We start from the raw sequence: 19,204 nt of genomic DNA, 5'->3' as shown, positions 1-19,204 counted from the left end.
AAATAAAAATAATGTTTATAAATAAACTAGGTATAGTAGCGATTGCGCTGCAACTTGCTACTTCTACAGCCTGCTCTCAGGAACATGGGCCCATGGTTGAAGATGAAGCGGAGACCGTTGTGCAAGCTGAAGTTGATCGTGTAAAATTACCCAATATAGATTTATCGCACTGGAAGGTTACAATCCCCGAAGGTTCTGGTAAAGGAGGAGCTATTAGTGTTGAGCCACCTGCCATTTTAAAATACGCTACAAATCCGGTTTTAAAACCATTTATGTATAATGATTCTACTGCAGGGGCATTGGTTTTTCACGCATATCCATCAGAAGCTACAACGGCAAATACGAAGTACAGCAGATCAGAACTTCGGGAGCAGATGGTACCTGGCGATGATAATGTAAACTGGACATTTGCTCAGGGAGGGAAATTAAAAGCCCGTATTGCGATGGAAGATGTTACTAAAGATGATGAAGGTAAATACCATCGGGTTATCATTCTTCAAATTCACGGCAGACTTACAAATTCTCAAAAAGAATTGATAGGTCAGGATGATAATAATGCACCACCTATTTTGAAGATTTATTGGCAAAATGGGCAGATTAGGGTAAAAACAAAAGTGCTAAAGAATACCGCTGTTTCAGAAGAAGGTATTTTGCATGAAGAGGCCTGGGGAGATGACGAGGGACACACTTTTGAGCAGGAAGTAGGTTTTAAAAAGTTTGATATTGAGGTTAAAGTTTCAGATGGGGAAATGATTGTGAGTTTAAATAATACAGAATTTGCTGTTTATGATGACGTAAATATTAAAAAATGGGGTGTGTTTGAAAATTATTTTAAAGCAGGAAATTACTTTCAGACTCGTGACAAGGGAGCACATGCAAGTGTTAAGTTTTATAAACTAGAAGTAAGTCATTAAAAGTATTAAGAGTCAATTGTTTGTTTAAGTTTCGTTAGGTTTTCGAGGTCCTGTACTTAGCCTCATCTACTGCATAGTTGAGGCTAGGTTAATGGATTAAGTTTTACTTTTTTACTAAAATAAAATTCCTTAAATTTGATAAACCAATCTGGTAAACCAGTTTAATCAGAAACATTTAATGTGTTATGAAGATAGAAGCTTTAACAAAAACAGATAATAAAGGGTTGCGTAATGCTATTATTTCAAAAATACGGGATCATATAAATTATAAGAATTTAGAGCCTGGCGATAAGCTGCCTTCAGAGCGTATGCTTTCAGAAAAATTTGAGGTTAGCCGCAGTACGATTAGAGAGGCGATACAGACATTAGAGTTTTATGGTATATTAGAATCTATTCCGCAAAGCGGAACCTTTGTTGCGCAACTAGGTGTAACAGCGTTAAATGGGATGATAAATGAAATACTTAATCTAGAAGATCCAGATTTTAAGTCACTCGTAGAAACGCGTATTTTGTTAGAGTTAAAAACGGTAAGATTAGCAGCACAGCGCCGTACTGAAGAGCAATTAGTACATATGAAACAGGCGCTAGATGCATATACAAAAAAAGCATTATTAGGTGAGGATGCGGTTCAGGAAGATTTACTTTTTCATCTGGCGATAGCTAAAGCCAGTGGCAACTCAAGTTTAAATACACTTATGCTAATAATAACGCCTGAAATTATAACCAATTTTGAGAAATATCACGTTTGTGATGATGATCAAACTTTTAGAGGTATAGAAGAACATAAGGCAATTTTTGAAGCAATTAAAAATAAAGATGTTCAGGGGAGTAAAGAGCTTATGAAAATACATTTTAAAAGCCTGTATAAGTATTGCTATAATGTAGATTTATAGGAGTCTTTAAGTTTTAAGCAGCCGGTTAGCTGCAGCTTTAAGCACTTAATTTATTAGAAATTAATACTGAATTTTTAAAAATCATTAAAAATTCAGCAGGTATTATTTTGCCTAAAATTAAGGTGAAATAATCAGATAGAAACAAGTAACTATGAAAGTAAAAGGATTACGGTGGTGGGTTATTGGGTTGATCTGTTTAGCAACAGTTATTAACTATATAGATCGTACAGCTTTTGGAGTGATGTGGCCCGAAATGGGGAAAGACCTGGGGATGGATGAGGCAGATTATGCCATTATGCTAAATGTGTTTATGATCACGTATGCTGCGGGTAAATTTCTCTCGGGCAAATTGTACGATATTATAGGTACGCGTATGGGATTTGTAGTTTCTATCGCAGTATGGTCTATCGCTTCTGTATTTCACGCGGTAGCACGAGGGCTGGTTTCGTTAACACTTTTTAGAGCTTTATTAGGTCTTGGAGAAGCCGGCAATTGGCCAGGAGCGGTAAAGAGTAATGGAGAGTGGTTTCCGGTAAAACAGCGTGCGGTAGCTCAAGGTATATTTAATGCAGGTGCTTCTTTAGGAAGTGTTATTGCGCCGGTTTTAATTGCTTTTTTATATGGAAAATTTGGTTGGAGAACTACATTTATAATTATAGGTTTTTTGGGTCTAATCTGGATTATTCCCTGGTTATTCATCAATAAAGCAAAACCTAGAAAGCACCCGTGGATTACCGATGAAGAGAAAAAGTTTATCTCTCAGGGAAGCCTGGAAAATGTTTTTGATGAAGATGATAAGCGAGAAAAAGGATTAAGCTTGATGAAAATCTTGAGCTATAAAGAATCTTGGGGAGTGCTATCTGCACGGTTTTTTATTGAGCCTATCTGGTGGTTATTTGTAGGATGGATGCCACTTTATTTACATTCTGAATACGGTTTTAGTATTGAACAAATAGGTTCTACAATCTGGATCTCGTACTTGGGCGGTATGGCCGGTAGTCTTGTGGGAGGATGGTATTGCGGCAAGCTTATGGAAACTAAAACCACAGATGCTGCCCGCAAAATTACTATAACCATAGGTGGTGCTTTGATATTTTTAGGACTTCTGGGAATTATATTCTTTGTTCAGCCAGATAGCCCTATGTCATTTATCTACATAACAGGAATCGTTTTGTTTGGGTTTCAGTTTGCAATAGGAAATATCCAAACCTTATCAAGCGATCTATTTAGAGGGCCTTCAGTAGGTACATTAGCAGGATTAGCAGGAAGCGTAGGCGCAGTTTCAGTAATTATTATGAACTGGCTAATTCCGCAGATAACCCTAAAATCTTATACCCCGGCTTTTATATTAATAGCTGTTTTAGCACCACTGGCGGTTTTATCAATTTTAGTGTTGATACGAAAGGTAAGGCCGGTTGAAATAGAATAATACGATAATTAAATTATAACAAGGATGAGTACAAAAAGTAAAGTTGCAGTAATTACAGGTGCCACAGGAGGCATCGGGTTTGCAGTCGCAAGAAAATTAGGCCAGAATGGTTTTACGATAATCTTAAATGGTATTGATGATGAGGCTGGAGCAGCCCGTGTACAAGAACTTAAAGCCGAAAATATAGAAGCAGAATATTATGGTTTTGATGTTACTAATGAAGATGAGGTAACTTCAAATATTAAGGCTGTAGGAGAAAAATACGGAAAGATTGATGTCCTGGTAAATAATGCAGGTGGCCTGGGCGGAAGATCTCGTTTTGAAGAAATGACTACAGAGTTTTACAGATCAGTCATGGCGCTGAATTTAGATTCAGTTTTCTTTGCATCTCGCGCGGCAATACCATTTCTTAAAAAAGGAGAGCATGCAAGTATTATAAATTACACATCTAATGCCGCCTGGAATGCTGGTGGGCCTGGCGCGGGAGTGTATGGCACATCTAAAGCAGGAGTTCACGCTATTACGCGCGCACTTGCTAAAGATCTAGCGGAATATGGTATACGCGTAAATGCTGTTTCTCCGGGAACGATAGATACGCCTTTTCATTCTCAAATTAAATCTACAAAGCCAGAAGTTTTTGCTTCATGGAAAAACAATATTCTTTTAGGAAGATTAGGTCAGCCTGAAGATGTGGCTTCAGTAGTTGCTTTTTTAGCAGGTGAAGGTGCTGCATTCATTACAGCAGAAACCATTCAGATAGGCGGTGGTCAGGCGTTAGGAATCTAAAGTTTATAGCTATAAAAAATTGCATTAACACCAATTCAATTAAAAAAACTTTATGAAAAGGGTTGTAACCTTTGGAGAACTTATGATGCGCCTTGCTACTCAACATAATGAGCGATTTGGCCAGGCGCGTTCACTGGGAGTAACCTATGGTGGAGGCGAATTTAATGTTGCAGTATCCCTATCTAATTATGGGATGCATACTCAATTTGTTTCCCGATTTCCTGATAACGATTTAGGAAAAAGTGCTTTAGAAGAAGTTAATCGGTTTAAAGTTAACTCAGATTATAGTGTTATTGGAGGTGAGAGATTGGGTGTGTATTTTTTAGAACAAGGTGCGGGTTTACGACCTAGCAGTGTTGTTTATGACCGGGCTAATAGTTCTTTGGCAACCGCTACACCAGGTACATTTGATTGGGATGCAATTTTTGAAAACGCAACCTGGTTTCATTGGAGTGGTGTGACACCTGGGTTATCGCAAAACGCTGCTGACGTAACTTTAGAAGCGCTTAAAGTAGCTAAAAGTAAAGGTGTTAACGTCTCATGCGATCTTAATTATCGCTCTAAACTTTGGAAATACGGGAAAGCGCCGAGTAAGGTTATGCCCCAATTGTTAGCCTATAGCAAGGTAATTTTGGGTGATATTGACACGGCTTATTTTATGATGGGGCAAGATCGTATAAATCCAGATTACACTAAAACAGATATCTTACCTAATCTATATCATCCTCTGTTTAAAGCCTGTCCCGATCTTGAATATATAGCAACGAGTTTACGTAAATCTATAAATACATCACATCAACGTATAGGAGGTATTTTATGTACAAAGGAGCAACTGCTCACCGCAAATAACTATGATGTGAATTATGTGGTAGATCGCGTGGGAAGTGGTGATGCTTTTATGGCAGGTTTAATATATGGCTTAAATGAATTACCACTACAACAGGCCATAGAGTTTGCTACTGCAGCCTGTGTTTTAAAGCATACAATTCCCGGAGATTTAAATCGAGCTTGTGTTGCTGAAGTTGAGCAGCTAATCGCTGGTGGAGGCGATGTACAACGCTAAATTAGTATAATAAATGAGTAAACATAACCGTATAGAAGTCGCTTTAGCCCTACAATCTAATGGCTTTGTTCCTTTATTTTATGATGAGGATATAAATCGTTGTAGGCAATTAGTAACAGCCTGTTACATCGGCGGAGCACGCATTTTAGAATTTACTGCTCGGGGTGATTTTGCGCACGAAGTTTTTTATGAAGTATCAAAATTTATAAAAACTAATTATTCAGATATGTTTCTGGGTGTGGGTTCTATAACAGATGCCGCTGCAGCTTCTTTATATATGCAATTGGGAGCAGATTTTATTGTGACCCCTGCTTTGCGAGAAGATATTGCAGAAGTTTGTAACCGTCGTAAAGTTTTATGGCTACCCGGCTGTGGTTCTGTTAAAGAGATTAATGATGCCGAAGCACTGGGTTGTGAGATTATAAAATTATTTCCGGGATCTATTTATGGTCCTGAGTTTGTAAAAGCAGTTAAAGGTCCGCAACCGTGGACGTCAATTATGCCTACTGGTGGTGTAATTCCTACTCAAGAGAATTTAAAATCCTGGTTTGATGCAGGTGTTACCTGTGTTGGATTAGGCTCTCAACTAATTGGTAAATCTTCAGACGGGAGCTATGATTATAAAGCGATTGAAGCTAATGTGAAAGACGTTGTTACGTTATTAAAAACCATCCGATCTTAATAACTTGAAAAGGTTTTTAAATTCTCTCGTTCTATTGAATAAGTATTTCTAAAACAATTTCCTCCCAATATGTTTTTCCGAATTTTGCCTAAACAGGTTTTACTTTGAGAAATAGGGTTTACTGTTTAAGCGTTCATCTCAAACTTTAAAATGTTTTTATTTCATCAAGATTTTAGTATCTGTTGCCAAATAAGTAACGTTTTGGTACTAGGAGAATTGGGAGGATATCAATTTTAAAAGGGTCGGCATTATATTTCAATTTGTTGAATCACTTCGATTTTTACCAAACTAGTCCTAAATAAATTTAATGGTAAGGAAAAAGCTCCTTAAAATAAGAATGAAGATTTTAATGCCAACGTGACAACTTAATTACATCCTATTAATGCAAAATTAGTCTTTAGCAGTATCTATAAATTTATGACTCTGTATAAGCTTTATTCAGTATTAGAATTTTTAAGAATTATTAAAAAGCCTTAATTCGGTTGTAAAACTGTATCAAGGCTTTTAAAGTTCTAATTAGTTTCTAAGTTTTTTGACTATTATAATGTGTAATTTAAGTGAATTCCCAGCCTGTATTCAGCTTCTACTTTACCTGCATTTAAATTCTGACTCATCGGAAGCATTACATTTATCCCTGTACTCAATTTTTTAAGAGTCACTTCAGTGCCTACTCTGCCAAATAGAACAGATCCTTCGGTATCTGGCACTCTCAATCCAAAACTTTTATTCTCAGAATATACTTCACCTGCCAGACCTATAAAAGGTATGATTTTATCAATCTTTAAAGTGTTGTACACTTTAGACACATTTAAGCCATAAATAAATTGATCACCAAAATGATAATCCTCTTTATTTTCGGTTTTTATAGTATAATTCGTCATTAAGCCTAATCCCCAATTTTTATATCCTACCGAGTAATTAGCTGCAAGGATGTAATCAAAACTTCCGGTGCCTACCTGGAAACTTGGATTTACACTACCTTCATTATTAGATCGATTATACGCTCCTGTAGGTAATTTTATACCACCACCCACTTCTAGACTGTGTTTGTATTTTGACTGTTGATTTTCAAATAAACCATCGGGTACCGGGGATATTAATGAATAGAATCCCAAAATGCTTAAATCTCCTAAGCCTTCAATATTTTGTGATGTGTTATCTGCAAAATTGCGGTTATGAAAGTGGTACGGTAGAATTGCGGTCAAACTCAATTTTTTTGTAATAGGGATTTTTCCCCATAATTGGAGTGTGTTAAAATTTTCTTCTACCCAAGGCGAATTATTAAAAATTCCGTCACGTGATTGATACTGTTGATAGATATATCTCACGCCTATAAAATTTTCATTGCCCACAGTACCGTATCCCATACCGCCACCAGAACTTCCGCAGCCGCAAAAGTCACACTCTTCTAAGTTGTATGTATAAAACGGGTTTGTATCTATATTTAGTGAATCTAATGTGATAGTTGATTTTGCTATCGCGGAAGATGTTATCATTAAGAGTAAACTCAGTACTAGTATTTTATATAAATGTAAGTTCATGTTGTATTTTTAATATTCTGAAAAACGCTTATCGTTTATGTAATCGGTATCTGTTAGTGTTTCCAAAAAAGCAATTAATGCCTCTTGATCATCTGCATTTAGAGCGATACCTAGTTTCCCATTTTGTTTTAAAACCAGATCTAAGGTTTCAGAATCTTTTACACCGTTTGTGTAAAAATTAAGAACAGATTGCAAACTTCCGAAACGCCCATCGTGCATATAGGGAGCAGTTAAAGCAACATTACGCAGACTAGGTACTTTAAATTTGTAATTGTCAGAAATACGTCCACTTACTTCAGCACGTCCTAAATCATTTAGACCTGGGTAGGGTGGGAGTCCATTATTTCTAAAGGTATTGTCTGTAAATAAATCGGTTTTATGACAATGCGCACATTTAGATTCAAAAAGAGCAAGACCTTTTTTTTCTAATGCCGAAAATTCACCGCCCTCTTCATTACGCACAAACTTGTCATATTTAGAATTTGCTGAAATCATCATAACCATAAATTGCGATAGTGCTTTGAGAAAATTCTCGTTATTTACTTCACCATTTTCAAAAGCTGAAGCAAATAGACGCTTGTACTCGCTATCACTACTTATTTTAAACAACACATTAGAAAGCGTTTCGCCCATTTCTACTTCATTTGTAATAGGTATGATAGGAAACAAGTCTAAGTGTGAAGTGGCACCATCCCAGGCAAATTCAGTTTGAAAAGCCATATTTTGAATTGCAGGAGCGTTGCGCGTACCTTCAAGATCATTTATACCGTGGCTAAATTGATGACCGTGGTGCGTAAATGCAGAACGTTGCTCGTGGCAAAAGCCACAGGATATAAAACCATTTGCAGATAAATTTCCGTCATAGAATAATTTTTTACCCAATTCAAATCCATTTTTAGTTGGAGGATTTGAAGCAAGGTTATAACTCATTTCAGGAAAATTAGCAGGAATAGTAACTTTAAGGTTTTCATCTAATGCACTATAATCTGAATCGTCATTTGCAGTGCAGGACATGAAAAGTAAAACGCCCAGCAACACTGAAGTATACTTAATTAATATTCTCATAATTTATATATTAAGTGCGGTGCATTACACACCGCACTTAGAGTATTAATTAATGATCGTGATTTTCACCATTATGCACGTGATCTACACGAAACATGGTAGCAGCATTCACGGCAATCTGCGGACTCTTCACTTCATCAACCATCACAACAGATTTTTCTGAAAGTGAGATTTTATTTTGACCATCTAAAATTTGATTGGCATCTACTTCAAGGTGAATAATTGGGCTTAGATTACTACTTACAAGAGCATTTGTAGGTAAGCTTACAGTAAGTTCTCTATAGTTGTCAAGACTGCTTCCATGACTACCCATATGTATTTTAAAGTCTTTCGCTTCAGTAATTGTAGATGATGTGAATGTACCTTCAAAATTTAAAAATTTATAACCAGCCTGCCATGACCACATCATATTTGTGGTTTCTGCCAGTTGTAAAAAATCTCCCTGACCTTCTGCTCCTTGTAGATATTTTTCCTGATCAACGCCTATACCAAATCGTATTGCGACATACGCTCCGGCAGGTATATTTTTCAGCTCTATTTCATTAAGATTAATCTCTTCACTCACTATAAAATAGCTCTCATCTTTAGGATAGGTAAATTCATTACCGGCAGCATCAATAAGTACGAAGTTGCTAACGATATAATTAAAACGGTTAATAGTTATTATTTCGCTGTTACTATTAGTATAACTCGTAGAGTTGAGTAATAAATCATCTCCACTTACGCTATTATCAAATTCTATAATTAGGTTGTTTGTACCCGAAAGGTTTTCTGTAGTATCATCGTCAGATGCGCAGGAAGTTAGAATAAGGCCCAGCGCTAAAACCAGAAATTTAAATGTGTTTATAGTTTTCATTCCAAAATTATATAGGATTAAATAGTGTCCATAACAGGACACATTTGATTTTAAATTCAAATGGATAAATCACTCTATTCAAGTTTTTAAGTTTAAAAAAGAATTGAGTGGTGAATATTTATATATAATCTAGAAGGTTATGGGTGGTTTGATGGGTTTATTATTAAATTGTGAAGAGTAGTGCAGTACATAGGTGTCTATGGCTATACTATTTGCTTCACGGATTATTAGGTCAAACTCCCAATTTAAAGTTTGATTAATAAAATAGGTTATTATAAGATTTAGGTTGTTTTTGGCGCCCCGCTCTTCAGCATCTTTTTTCTTTGAAGCTTCATCTGCAAGAGCTTGCATTAAGTAGCACCTACCATTGCAACTAAGTTCTGGTTTGTCTCTATTAACGCATAACTCATCTACTATATAATCATAATTGACTATATAGTTTAATACAGGTATGACAGGCCGCATTATAAGTAATGCAGCAAAAAGAGGCCAAATGTATTTCAAGAGGACTTACTAGTTAGTTAGTTTTTTTGCTGTTTCTAAACTCTCGTAGGTAAACTCTTTAAGATTGGTTACTTCTTCAAGTTCTGTTTGAAGGCCTTTAATACCACTTTCAAGCTCTTGAGTAGACATTTTTGACACAGGAATGCGTTGTTTTACATATGAGTCTGTAAAACTGTGCATCCAGGACATCATGCGGTCATCAGATTCTTGTAGTTTTTTTAAGGCTTCATTTTTTAATTTTGGCGAAGCGGTAGTATCGTTTTTAATTTGTTCTTGTAACTGAGTAAGCTCATTCATCTTTGGCATGATCTCATCATGCACGGCAATAACTTCTTTAAATAAGGAGTTGTATTGATCTTGCAGTTCTGTATTATTATTACAAGATATTGCTGTAATAATAATAGATATGACTACAAGCGATTTTTTTAAAATGCTCATGGAGTATATTATTTAATTAGAAAAAAACGTGTATTTCAAATTAAATGATAGGAGGACGAAAAAGGGAAGTAGAGGTTTGAGACATTAAAAATTCTGAAACAACAGGAAATTGAACAGATGTATTCTCTAAATAATCTGTTGAAAGATCAAAACTAGAATCTGCAACAACAAATGGCAGAAGCTCTACGGAAGCAGAATTATTTTTCTTTTTTTGAGTAGATTCTTTTTCTGAAACTTCAGCAAGAGATTTCATTAAGTAACACTTACCATTACAGTTCATTTCGGGAACTTCTTTGTTTTCACAAAGAATGGTACTTATATAATCATAATCAATAATATACTCCATAAATGGAAATGCAGGACGCAGTACCATTAGGAAAGCAAATAAGAGGATTATATTTTTCACGTTGCAAAAATAAGTCTTAAGTAAAAATTATAGCTCCCAAAATGGGATATTTTCTTGTGTTAAATAATTGTAATGTTAAACTACAAACTTCATTTTTCACGGAATTTTTAATACTTGCTGTTCTTGAATGAGGGTTATAAAATTTACTTGTTAAATCTTACTTTTTAAGTTCTATTTCATCTATAAAATCCATTTAGTCTTAATCAAAATTGGTATAAGTACCTATTAAGTATAACTTTAAGGAAGCCTTAAATTGTAATTGTATGAATGAGATAGAGAGATTAAAAGAGCTCTTAAACTACCACATTTTAGATACTCCTAAAGAAGAAGTATTTGATGATTTGGCATTTTTAGCTTCTGTAATTTGTGACAAGCCTATAGCGTTAATAGGCTTGTTAGATAAAGATCGTAATTGGTTTAAAGCCAAAGTAGGAGTCGATATCGTAGATTCTCCACGTGATATCTCTTTTTGTCAATATACCCTAGAAAAACCCGATGAAGTTTTAGTGATTAACGATACGACAAAAGATTCGAGATTTCAAGAGAACCCAATGGTTGTAGGTGGCCCCAAAATACGTTTTTATGCTGGCGCTCCCTTAATAACTCCTAAAGGTTTTGTATTGGGTACTATTTGCGTATTTGATACTAAACCCGGGCAACTCAACGATGATAAAATTAAATCTTTAAAACTTCTCTCTAGAAAAGTGATGAATCATTTCAACTCCCGTAAATTGCTTATAGAGCAGCAGAGTAAAATTAATTATGACGCAAAATATCTAAGGCAAATTACAGATTATGCACCGGGAGTGTTATTTCAATTTGAATTAAGTAGATCTACATTTAACTTTCAATTTGTAAGTAAGGGAATAAAAAATCTGCATAAAGACATAGAGCCCGAATTAATAATTAAGAAGCCAGAAGCTTTTTTAAAGTATGTATATCCTTCAGATCGTGTTTTATTTCAGGCAGAGCTTAAAAAGGCTTGTTTAAATCAATCATCGTTTGAATTTGAGTTCAGAATTTTAAATGACAAGGGTGAAATTCAGTGGTATTTAGCTAAGGGTAATCCTTGTTATTTTAATGGTCAAAAAAATGGCTGGTTTGGCTCTTTTCAAAATATTACGCAGCAATTAGAATATCAACGTGCGATGGAGCAAATAAGCTTTGATATATCACATATTTTAAGAAGCCCGGTTACAAATTTATTGGGATTAGCTAATCTAATCGAAAACGAAAAAGAATGTTTAACAGATTATAAATTAAGGGAGTATAGCCATTATATACAAACAGTTTCTCTTGAATTAGACACCTTCACCAGGGGTCTTAATACGATTTATGAACAAAAGAAAGCCAACTTTCAAAAAAAAAGCATTTGAATAACCTTATAATTTAATAGTTTCTCGTCTTAAAGAAGACTCTCTTTTTATAAGTTTTCCTTCGAGTATATGGGCTTTCTTTGTTTTGATTTTTTCTTTATCTTCTAAGTGTCCCAGCATAATCTTCATTAATTGAGCTCCCATTTGCTCAATGGGCTGTGCGAAAGTTGTTATTGAAGGCGAATACATTTCAAAAAAGATATTGTCATCAAAACAAGCTAAACCTAATGCTTTAATCAACTTATCATCAAGTCTTGACATTGTTTTTAGACCATTCTGGGCAAGATAGTTAGTCGCAAAAAAGATACTGTCAATTTGCGGATTATCAGATAGAAATTGGGAAATTGCTACATTACATTTATCAGCATTTGCCATTTCGTAGGGTATTTCTAAAATGTTTGGTTTTAGATTGTTTTCTTCCATTGCAAATAAATAACCTTTACGCCTGTCATCCATTTGTATAAGATCAAGATCTATGGTGATAAAGGCAATGTTATTATAGCCCTCTTCAATTAAGTGTTCTGTAATTTGGGTAGCACCCTCATAGTTATTTAAGGTTACAGAGTCAACATCTAGAGTGTCTATTTTTCTATCAAAAAGTACAACAGGAATATCATTTTCTATAAGATTTTGTATTTCTGTTTCAATACCTGTAGGAGGGACAATTATAAAGCCGTCTACCTGTCGTTCTTGGAATAATTGAATTAAATCCTGAGCACGTTTAGTGTCATTTTCGGTGCTACAGAAAAGAACTCTATAATCATTAGTGTATGCGATGTCTTCAATAATTCTACCTATTTTAGAGAAAAAGTAATTACTTATATCCTCAACCATAAAAACAATAACTCTCGAGCTACCTGTACGTAAACTTCTTGCAACAAGATTAGGCTTGTAATTTATTTCTTTAAGGTAATTTTCTACTCGGGCAATAAGTTGTTTAGAAATCTTTTTTTCTTCTCCTTTTCCGTTAAGCACAAAAGAAACAGTCGTTGTTGAAACTTGTAAAACTTCGGCAATATCTTTTAGAGAGGGTCTCTTCTTTTTCATTTATTTTTTTTGAATATGTGTTGGGCTTAGGTATAAAATTTTGTTTAACGTGTTGATTTTTAAACGCTTTTTTTCTGTAAAAATAATTCAGAATTGTAACCAATACTAGTATTTTGAAGACTAATTCATATCGTTAATCGATTACAATTACAATTTACTAGTATAAATTAAGTCCATCAAATTAATTTTATGGATATATGCTGGTAAATTATTTAGTATTCGGTTTTAGTTTAGACACTTTCCTAATTCAAGAGGAATCGTTTCGATAAATTTTAAACTTGCCTTATCCCTAAAAACTGTAGTTGTACCTACGTTAGTAACTTCTCCAAAACCTTCTAGTAAAACATTATCATCAATCTTAAATGCTACTTCACGTGTGCTTTCTATTCCTTCAGAAATAAACGTATACGTTCCTAAAATGATGTCATCATCTAGCGTTCCTTCAAAACTTCCAGAGTTTCGGTCTTTTTCAGCCCAGTTATAAATTAGTGTTCCTTGTACCAGCGGATCTACGCGTAAAATTCTAAATGTTATGGTAGTGCCTTCTCTATCATATCCATAACATCCTGCTACTAATTTTAATTCCTCTATATGCTTTTGATTAGACACCTCATTTTGTTTACAATTATTAAAAAACAAAACGATTATTAGCAAATACACTGATTTCATGTTGGCTGTTTCAAAAAATATTAATTTAACTAGTCTACGCTAGCGAGACCACTAAATTAACTTTTTATACGTGAATATATGACGATGAAGTATTGATTCTAGTAAGGTATTTCTTGTAATTCCGACTCATTAGCAATGAAAAATAATGCACACAACATATTAGAAAATACTAAATTTTCAGTTTTAGATTTAGTGCCTATAGTACAGGGTGCCTCTACATCTGAAGCTATAAATCGTAGTGTTGACCTTGCTCAACATACCGAAAATTTAGGTTATACTCGCTTTTGGATTTCAGAACATCATAATATGGAGAGTCTTGCAAGCTCTGCACCCACATTATTAATTGGGCATATCGCAGGAAACACTAAGAAAATTAGAGTTGGTTCTGGAGGCGTTATGCTTCCTAATCATGCTCCGTTAGTTGTTGCTGAACAATTTGGCACACTTGAGACTATATATCCCGGACGCATAGATTTGGGTTTAGGAAGAGCTCCCGGAACAGATCAACGTACGGCAATGGCTCTACGCAGGTATAGACAGGAAACCGTACAGGATTTTCCTAACAATATTAATGAACTGCAAACCTATTTCTCGATTGAGAATGCAACAGCGCCGGTGCGCGCTACCCCTGGAGAGGGTTTAGATATACCAATCTATCTTTTAGGATCAAGTACCTTTAGTGCAGAGTTAGCAGGTAAAAAGGGTTTGCCTTATGCTTTTGCCAGTCATTTTGCACCTACCCATTTACACGATGCACTACGGTTATATCATCAAAATTTTGAGCCTTCAGCACAATTAAATGAGTCTTATACGATGGCTTGCGTTAATGTAATTGCAGCAGATACAGATGAAGAAGCAGAGCGTTTAGCGACCAGTGCTAAACGATTTATGCTGGGCGTTATTAGAAATACCAGAAAGCCACTATCGCCACCAGTAGATAGCATGGAAGGAGAATGGAGTGAACTTGAAAAAATGCAAATTGAACAAATGATGCATTACAGTTTTATAGGTTCACAAGAAAAGGTAGCCAGGGAGCTTGAGCAGTTTAAAAAAGAAACTCAAATAGACGAGATTATGGTGATTTCCCATATCTATGATCACGCAGCACGATTAAAATCGTATGAGCTGGTTGGAGAATTATTCAAGACACAAGAAATAGCAGTTTAAATCTCATATAATTCTAAAGGGAGATCATCTGGGTCTGAGAAAAAGGTAAAACGTTTTCCGGTTATAGGGTCTATACGTATAGGCTCAGTAGGTATTGTCTTAGCTTGAAGTTCTTCAACTGCAGATTCAATATTTTCTACTGAAAATGCGAGGTGTCTTAGTCCGCAAGCTTCTGGTCTTGAAATGCGTTTAGGTGTGTTTTCAAAAGAAAATAATTCAATAATATAGTTTCCGTTAAGGGCGAGATCTAATTTGTAAGATTTTCGCTCTGCGCGATACGTTTCTTTGATGATTTCAAGATTTAAAACTTCAGTATAAAAATGTTTAGACTTTTTATAGTCTGAGCAAATTATGGCAGTGTGATGTATGTTTTTAATCATAATTTAAAGAAGATAACGCTAAAGCCACAGGCAGTCCTGATAATCTGTGACCATATGAAATAGAAGTCCTGTGGCAACCACGCGGGTTTTAGGGGGAATAAGGAGAACCAGATAAATTGCAATGGCCCAGTAGGTATGTAGGGGGTGAAAATTAATACTGCAGCGATCTGGGGCAAAGATAGGGTTAGCTAATAGATGATCAAGATCTACAGCCATTGTTAAAAGCATAATCAGCCAGGCTTTTCTCCAGTTTTTACTAAAAAACACCCAGGCAATTAACCCGGGTGCTATAAAATGTAAGCTGTAATGTATTACAGTTTGCAGCATTTCTTATTTAAACATATCTAGACCGGGAATAGCTGGCATTCCTTCTTTAGCAACAGCAGCTAATTCTTGATCATAACTAGATTTTGCACGTGCTAGAGCTTTATTTAGAGTTAAAATCAGATAGTCTTCTAATTGTTCTTTATCGCTTAGAAGCTCATCATTTATATCTATTTTTTTGACAGCTCCAGCAACACTTACGGTTACTGCCATGAGGTTATCACTACTTTTCTCATCAATATAAACCGTTTCTAAGCGTTTTTTTGTGTCTTCGGCTTTTTGCTGAGCTTCTTTGATTTTGCCCATCATACCCATCATATCTCCAAACATAATATTCTTTTAAAGTTAAGTTTCAAAAATACAAATTTAGCAGGCTAACTTGAAGGTAAGAATATTTAAAATATGCATAAGATATCTAGGATTACCTTTACTTTTGCCAACTCTCTAATAAACAGAAAAAACATTGAAAAATCTCATTTTACCACCAGATGCTAAGCAAATTCCATACGAATTAGAAAAGCATGGTGACATACGTATAGATGAATATTACTGGATGAATGAGCGCGATGCCCCAGAAGTCATTGCCTATTTAGAAGCCGAAAATAAATATTACGAAGAGATGACGGCGCATACAAAACCTTTACAGCAAAAGTTGTTTGAGGAAATGAAAGCCCGTATTAAGGAGGATGACGAGAGTGTGCCTTTTAAATATAATGGGTATTGGTATTACACGAAATACGAAAAGGGGAAGAACTACCCACTCTATTGCCGAAGAAAAGAATTGATGCTGGCGCCAGAGGAAATAATGTTTGATAATAACGAGATGGCTGAGGGCTTCTCATATTTTAATCAGGCAGGATACTCAATTTCAGAAAATAATGAAATCGCCGTATTTGGTATTGATACTGTGAGCCGAAGACAATACACGCTTCAATTTAAAAATTTAAGTACCGGCGAACTGTATTCTGAACGTATTGAGAATACTACAGGAAGAGCGGTATGGGCCGGTGATAATAAAACTATTTTTTATACGCGTAAAGATCCGCAAACCTTGAGAAATAGTCAGATATTTAAACATGTTTTAGGTACAGAAGCTTCTGAAGATATTTTAGTTTTTGAAGAAAAAGATGAAACTTTTGATGTAGGTGTATTTAAATCTAAATCTAGGGAATATTTGTTTATAGGATCTTCAAGTACGCTTACCACAGAGTATTTATATGCAGAAGCTAAAGGTCCTAATTTTGAATTTAAAATTTTACAAAAACGTACTAGAGGATTAGAATATAGTGTCTCGCATTTTGAAGATTATTTTTATTTAGTCACTAACAAAGACAATGCGACAAATTTTAAATTAATGAAAACACCCGTTTCTCAAACTTCAAAAGAGAATTGGGTTGATGTAATACCACATCGAGAAGATACCTTACTGGAAGATGTTGAGATTTTTGAAGATTTTCTGGTTGTAGAAGAGCGTAACGATGGGTTGAATAAAATAAATATAAAGCGCTGGGATGGTAAAGAAGATTATTATCTGCCTTTTGATAGTGAGACCTATACTGCTTACACGGGTATTAATCCAGATTTTGATACGCACTTTTTACGTTACTCATTCAATTCTTTAGATACGCCTCCATCAGTAATCTCTTTTAATATGGTTACAAAAGAGAAAGAAGTTTTAAAGGAAATTGAAGTTTTAGGGGGTACGTTTAAAAAAGAAAATTATGAGTCTAAGCGAATATGGGCTACAGCTAAAGATGGCGTAAAAGTGCCAATTTCGTTAGTTTATAAAAAAGGAATTCAGTTAGATGGAAAGAATCCTCTTCTACAATATGCCTACGGAAGTTATGGTATCACAACAGATCCCTCATTTTCTACATCACGTCTGAGTTTGCTTGATGCTGGTTTTATATTTGCAATTGCGCATATACGCGGCGAAGAGTATATGGGAAGGCACTGGTATGAAGATGGTAAATTATTACGTAAAATGAACACGTTTACAGATTTTATAGCGTGCTCAGAATATCTAATAGCAGAAGGATATACGAGTAATGACAATTTGTATGCTTATGGTGGTTCTGCCGGAGGTTTGCTTATGGGAGCTGTAATAAATATGGCACCGCACTTATACAACGGTATTATTGCAGCAGTACCTTTTGTAGATGTAGTAACTACAATGCTTGATGATAGTATACCACTTACCACATCAGAATATGATGAGTGGGGAAATCCCAATGATAAGGAGTATTATGATTATATGAAATCGTATTCACCGTATGATCAGGTTAAAGTTCAGGAATACCCTAATATCCTGGTGACGACAGGTTATCACGATAGCCAGGTACAATATTGGGAACCGGCAAAATGGGTTGCTCGTCTGCGGGATAAGAACACTGCAGATACAAAAATTTACTTCAATACAAATATGGATGCAGGACACGGTGGCGCCTCAGGACGTTTTGAAGCCTTGAAGGAGACAGCGCAGGATTATGCATTTTTAATTGATTTAGCAGGAAAATCAAAGTAATTCAAATATTTCCTGTAAATTTGCAAGGTTTAAATAACGGTTTTAGGAAATACTAAAAGAGCACTCGAAACGATTATTCTTCTATGAAAGAACACCTTAACGTTTATAATGACGTCTTGAAGTTGATAGGGAACACTCCCCTAATACGATTAAACAGAATTACTAAAGACCTTCCGGGTTCTTATTTTGCTAAGGTAGAAGCATACAATCCGGGTAATTCTTCAAAAGATCGTATAGCATTATACATAATAGAAGATGCAGAGCGTAAAGGTATTTTAAAACCTGGAGACACAATTATAGAAACTACATCTGGTAACACCGGCTTTAGTATTGCAATGGTAAGTATCATTAAAGGATATAAATGCATACTGGCTGTAAGTTCAAAATCTTCAAAAGACAAAATTGATGCATTGCGTACAATGGGAGCTAAAGTATACGTTTGCCCTGCAAATGTTGCAGCAGATGATCCCAGGTCATATTACCAGGTAGCAAAACGTATACATAGTGAGACCGAAGGTTCAGTCTATATAAACCAGTATTTTAATAAATTAAATGCCGAAGCACATTATAAATCTTCCGGCCCCGAAATTTGGGAACAAACAGAGGGTAAAATAACACATTTAGTTGCGTGCAGTGGTACAGGTGGAACGATATCTGGTACAGCACGTTACCTTAAAGAACAAAACCCAAACATTCGCATTTTAGGGATTGACGCTTTTGGAAGCGTACTTAAAAAATATCACGAGACTAAAGAGTTAGATACAAATGAAATTTACCCGTACCGTATAGAAGGACTGGGTAAAAATCTAATTCCGTCTGCTACAGATTTTGATGCTATAGATTATTTTGAAAAAGTTTCTGATGAAGATAGTGCACATACTGCACGTAGAATAGCAAGAACTGAAGGGTTATTTGTAGGTTATACAAGTGGTGCTGCTTTGCAGGGAACACTACAAATGGCAGAACAAGGAGAATTTGATGAAAATAGTAAAGTAGTTATTATTTTTCCTGATCATGGTAGAAGTTATATGAGTAAAATTTATAGCGACGATTGGATGAATGAACAGGGCTTTTTTGATAGTCAAAACGAAATTGCTGTTGATAAGATTGAATTTGTAAAATAGTGTATTTTCGCACATT

General features: G+C 35.2%; 21 protein-coding genes. 10 read left to right on the top strand and 11 right to left on the bottom strand.

All coding sequences use genetic code 11. The features are described from left to right. The first annotated feature begins 11 nt into the window (after positions 1–11). The 6 genes from P164_RS08010 (at position 12) to P164_RS07985 (ending at position 5,767) form a co-directional block, all read left to right on the top strand. The gene (locus P164_RS08010) at positions 12–914 is read left to right on the top strand and encodes a polysaccharide lyase family 7 protein (RefSeq protein WP_035899429.1); all 903 of its coding nucleotides are present in this window, start codon (positions 12–14) and stop codon (positions 912–914) included. A 185-nt stretch (positions 915–1,099) separates the two neighbouring features. Then, complete coding sequence (locus P164_RS08005; RefSeq protein ID WP_028375916.1) at positions 1,100–1,807, top strand: FadR/GntR family transcriptional regulator; 708 nt, start codon at positions 1,100–1,102, stop codon at positions 1,805–1,807. A 151-nt stretch (positions 1,808–1,958) separates the two neighbouring features. Further along, positions 1,959–3,236: an MFS transporter gene (locus P164_RS08000; RefSeq protein ID WP_028375915.1), complete on the top strand. Its 1,278-nt coding sequence runs from the start codon at positions 1,959–1,961 to the stop codon at positions 3,234–3,236. Positions 3,237–3,260: 24 nt separating this feature from the next. Continuing rightward, the gene (locus P164_RS07995) at positions 3,261–4,022 is read left to right on the top strand and encodes an SDR family NAD(P)-dependent oxidoreductase (protein WP_028375914.1); all 762 of its coding nucleotides are present in this window, start codon (positions 3,261–3,263) and stop codon (positions 4,020–4,022) included. Between the two features lie 52 nt (positions 4,023–4,074). Further along, positions 4,075–5,085 (top strand): sugar kinase, encoded by a 1,011-nt coding sequence (locus P164_RS07990; RefSeq protein WP_028375913.1) that lies wholly within the window; start codon positions 4,075–4,077, stop codon positions 5,083–5,085. Between the two features lie 13 nt (positions 5,086–5,098). Next, positions 5,099–5,767 (top strand): bifunctional 4-hydroxy-2-oxoglutarate aldolase/2-dehydro-3-deoxy-phosphogluconate aldolase, encoded by a 669-nt coding sequence (locus tag P164_RS07985; protein ID WP_028375912.1) that lies wholly within the window; start codon positions 5,099–5,101, stop codon positions 5,765–5,767. 539 nt (positions 5,768–6,306) lie between these two features. On the opposite strand, the gene P164_RS07980 is transcribed toward P164_RS07985, so the two are convergent. The 6 genes from P164_RS07980 to P164_RS07955 all read right to left on the bottom strand — a co-directional run bounded on the left by P164_RS07980 (position 6,307) and on the right by P164_RS07955 (position 10,577). Then, positions 6,307–7,308 carry a transporter gene (locus P164_RS07980; RefSeq protein ID WP_117434302.1) on the bottom strand — a complete coding sequence of 334 codons (1,002 nt, stop codon included), beginning with the start codon at positions 7,306–7,308 and terminating at the stop codon, positions 6,307–6,309. 9 nt (positions 7,309–7,317) lie between these two features. Next, a complete protein-coding gene (locus P164_RS07975; protein WP_035899428.1) occupies positions 7,318–8,373 on the bottom strand; it encodes a cytochrome-c peroxidase in 1,056 nt (351 codons plus the stop codon). Positions 8,374–8,422: 49 nt separating this feature from the next. Then, complete coding sequence (locus P164_RS07970) at positions 8,423–9,229, bottom strand: MbnP family protein (RefSeq protein ID WP_035899427.1); 807 nt, start codon at positions 9,227–9,229, stop codon at positions 8,423–8,425. A 129-nt stretch (positions 9,230–9,358) separates the two neighbouring features. Continuing rightward, the gene (locus tag P164_RS18575) at positions 9,359–9,733 is read right to left on the bottom strand and encodes a hypothetical protein (RefSeq protein ID WP_125411763.1); all 375 of its coding nucleotides are present in this window, start codon (positions 9,731–9,733) and stop codon (positions 9,359–9,361) included. 9 nt (positions 9,734–9,742) lie between these two features. Further along, the gene (locus P164_RS07960; RefSeq protein ID WP_028375907.1) at positions 9,743–10,171 is read right to left on the bottom strand and encodes a hypothetical protein; all 429 of its coding nucleotides are present in this window, start codon (positions 10,169–10,171) and stop codon (positions 9,743–9,745) included. 40 nt (positions 10,172–10,211) lie between these two features. Continuing rightward, positions 10,212–10,577: a hypothetical protein gene (locus P164_RS07955; protein ID WP_125411762.1), complete on the bottom strand. Its 366-nt coding sequence runs from the start codon at positions 10,575–10,577 to the stop codon at positions 10,212–10,214. A 263-nt stretch (positions 10,578–10,840) separates the two neighbouring features. Here P164_RS07955 and P164_RS07950 point away from each other — a divergent pair, with 263 nt between their 5' ends. Continuing rightward, complete coding sequence (locus tag P164_RS07950) at positions 10,841–11,953, top strand: GAF domain-containing protein (RefSeq protein ID WP_051621271.1); 1,113 nt, start codon at positions 10,841–10,843, stop codon at positions 11,951–11,953. 6 nt (positions 11,954–11,959) lie between these two features. On the opposite strand, the gene P164_RS07945 is transcribed toward P164_RS07950, so the two are convergent. Together P164_RS07945 and P164_RS07940 are read right to left on the bottom strand one after the other, a co-directional pair. After that, complete coding sequence (locus P164_RS07945; protein WP_028375906.1) at positions 11,960–13,000, bottom strand: LacI family DNA-binding transcriptional regulator; 1,041 nt, start codon at positions 12,998–13,000, stop codon at positions 11,960–11,962. A 225-nt stretch (positions 13,001–13,225) separates the two neighbouring features. Beyond that, positions 13,226–13,609 carry a hypothetical protein gene (locus P164_RS07940; protein WP_125411761.1) on the bottom strand — a complete coding sequence of 128 codons (384 nt, stop codon included), beginning with the start codon at positions 13,607–13,609 and terminating at the stop codon, positions 13,226–13,228. Between the two features lie 195 nt (positions 13,610–13,804). On the opposite strand from P164_RS07940, the gene P164_RS07935 reads away from it, so the two are divergent. After that, on the top strand, positions 13,805–14,836 hold the full coding sequence (locus P164_RS07935; RefSeq protein ID WP_028375905.1) for an LLM class flavin-dependent oxidoreductase: 1,032 nt from the start codon (positions 13,805–13,807) through the stop codon (positions 14,834–14,836). Here P164_RS07935 and P164_RS07930 read toward each other — a convergent pair. The 3 genes from P164_RS07930 to P164_RS07920 are packed head-to-tail and all read right to left on the bottom strand — an operon-like array spanning position 14,833 to position 15,870. After that, positions 14,833–15,216 (bottom strand): VOC family protein, encoded by a 384-nt coding sequence (locus tag P164_RS07930; RefSeq protein ID WP_028375904.1) that lies wholly within the window; start codon positions 15,214–15,216, stop codon positions 14,833–14,835. The genes P164_RS07935 and P164_RS07930 overlap by 4 nt on opposite strands. 18 nt (positions 15,217–15,234) lie before the next feature. Continuing rightward, on the bottom strand, positions 15,235–15,543 hold the full coding sequence (locus P164_RS07925; protein ID WP_028375903.1) for a DUF6122 family protein: 309 nt from the start codon (positions 15,541–15,543) through the stop codon (positions 15,235–15,237). A gap of 3 nt (positions 15,544–15,546) precedes the next feature. Then, the gene (locus P164_RS07920) at positions 15,547–15,870 is read right to left on the bottom strand and encodes a YbaB/EbfC family nucleoid-associated protein (RefSeq protein WP_028375902.1); all 324 of its coding nucleotides are present in this window, start codon (positions 15,868–15,870) and stop codon (positions 15,547–15,549) included. Positions 15,871–16,003: 133 nt separating this feature from the next. Between P164_RS07920 and P164_RS07915 the strand changes: the two genes are divergently transcribed. Both P164_RS07915 and P164_RS07910 read left to right on the top strand, forming a co-directional pair. Beyond that, on the top strand, positions 16,004–18,064 hold the full coding sequence (locus P164_RS07915; protein ID WP_028375901.1) for a S9 family peptidase: 2,061 nt from the start codon (positions 16,004–16,006) through the stop codon (positions 18,062–18,064). Between the two features lie 83 nt (positions 18,065–18,147). Continuing rightward, positions 18,148–19,188 (top strand): PLP-dependent cysteine synthase family protein, encoded by a 1,041-nt coding sequence (locus tag P164_RS07910; RefSeq protein WP_028375900.1) that lies wholly within the window; start codon positions 18,148–18,150, stop codon positions 19,186–19,188. The last annotated feature ends 16 nt before the right edge of the window (positions 19,189–19,204 follow it).

Origin of the sequence: Leeuwenhoekiella sp. MAR_2009_132 (genome assembly GCF_000687915.1) — a bacterium.
Taxonomy (GTDB): domain Bacteria; phylum Bacteroidota; class Bacteroidia; order Flavobacteriales; family Flavobacteriaceae; genus Leeuwenhoekiella.
Note: the sequence above shows the minus strand (reverse complement) of the source record. Positions and strands in the feature narration are given on the sequence as shown.

What these genes read in the sequence shown, in the direction of transcription:
- P164_RS08010 (WP_035899429.1), top strand. Translation starts at nt 12, where the DNA reads ATGTTTATAAATAAACTAGGTATAGTAGCGATTGCGCTGCAACTTGCT.
- P164_RS08005 (WP_028375916.1), top strand. Translation starts at nt 1,100, where the DNA reads ATGAAGATAGAAGCTTTAACAAAAACAGATAATAAAGGGTTGCGTAAT.
- P164_RS08000 (WP_028375915.1), top strand. Translation starts at nt 1,959, where the DNA reads ATGAAAGTAAAAGGATTACGGTGGTGGGTTATTGGGTTGATCTGTTTA.
- P164_RS07995 (WP_028375914.1), top strand. Translation starts at nt 3,261, where the DNA reads ATGAGTACAAAAAGTAAAGTTGCAGTAATTACAGGTGCCACAGGAGGC.
- P164_RS07990 (WP_028375913.1), top strand. Translation starts at nt 4,075, where the DNA reads ATGAAAAGGGTTGTAACCTTTGGAGAACTTATGATGCGCCTTGCTACT.
- P164_RS07985 (WP_028375912.1), top strand. Translation starts at nt 5,099, where the DNA reads ATGAGTAAACATAACCGTATAGAAGTCGCTTTAGCCCTACAATCTAAT.
- P164_RS07980 (WP_117434302.1), bottom strand. Translation starts at nt 7,308, where the DNA reads ATGAACTTACATTTATATAAAATACTAGTACTGAGTTTACTCTTAATG.
- P164_RS07975 (WP_035899428.1), bottom strand. Translation starts at nt 8,373, where the DNA reads ATGAGAATATTAATTAAGTATACTTCAGTGTTGCTGGGCGTTTTACTT.
- P164_RS07970 (WP_035899427.1), bottom strand. Translation starts at nt 9,229, where the DNA reads ATGAAAACTATAAACACATTTAAATTTCTGGTTTTAGCGCTGGGCCTT.
- P164_RS07960 (WP_028375907.1), bottom strand. Translation starts at nt 10,171, where the DNA reads ATGAGCATTTTAAAAAAATCGCTTGTAGTCATATCTATTATTATTACA.
- P164_RS07950 (WP_051621271.1), top strand. Translation starts at nt 10,841, where the DNA reads ATGAATGAGATAGAGAGATTAAAAGAGCTCTTAAACTACCACATTTTA.
- P164_RS07945 (WP_028375906.1), bottom strand. Translation starts at nt 13,000, where the DNA reads ATGAAAAAGAAGAGACCCTCTCTAAAAGATATTGCCGAAGTTTTACAA.
- P164_RS07935 (WP_028375905.1), top strand. Translation starts at nt 13,805, where the DNA reads ATGAAAAATAATGCACACAACATATTAGAAAATACTAAATTTTCAGTT.
- P164_RS07930 (WP_028375904.1), bottom strand. Translation starts at nt 15,216, where the DNA reads ATGATTAAAAACATACATCACACTGCCATAATTTGCTCAGACTATAAA.
- P164_RS07925 (WP_028375903.1), bottom strand. Translation starts at nt 15,543, where the DNA reads ATGCTGCAAACTGTAATACATTACAGCTTACATTTTATAGCACCCGGG.
- P164_RS07920 (WP_028375902.1), bottom strand. Translation starts at nt 15,870, where the DNA reads ATGTTTGGAGATATGATGGGTATGATGGGCAAAATCAAAGAAGCTCAG.
- P164_RS07910 (WP_028375900.1), top strand. Translation starts at nt 18,148, where the DNA reads ATGAAAGAACACCTTAACGTTTATAATGACGTCTTGAAGTTGATAGGG.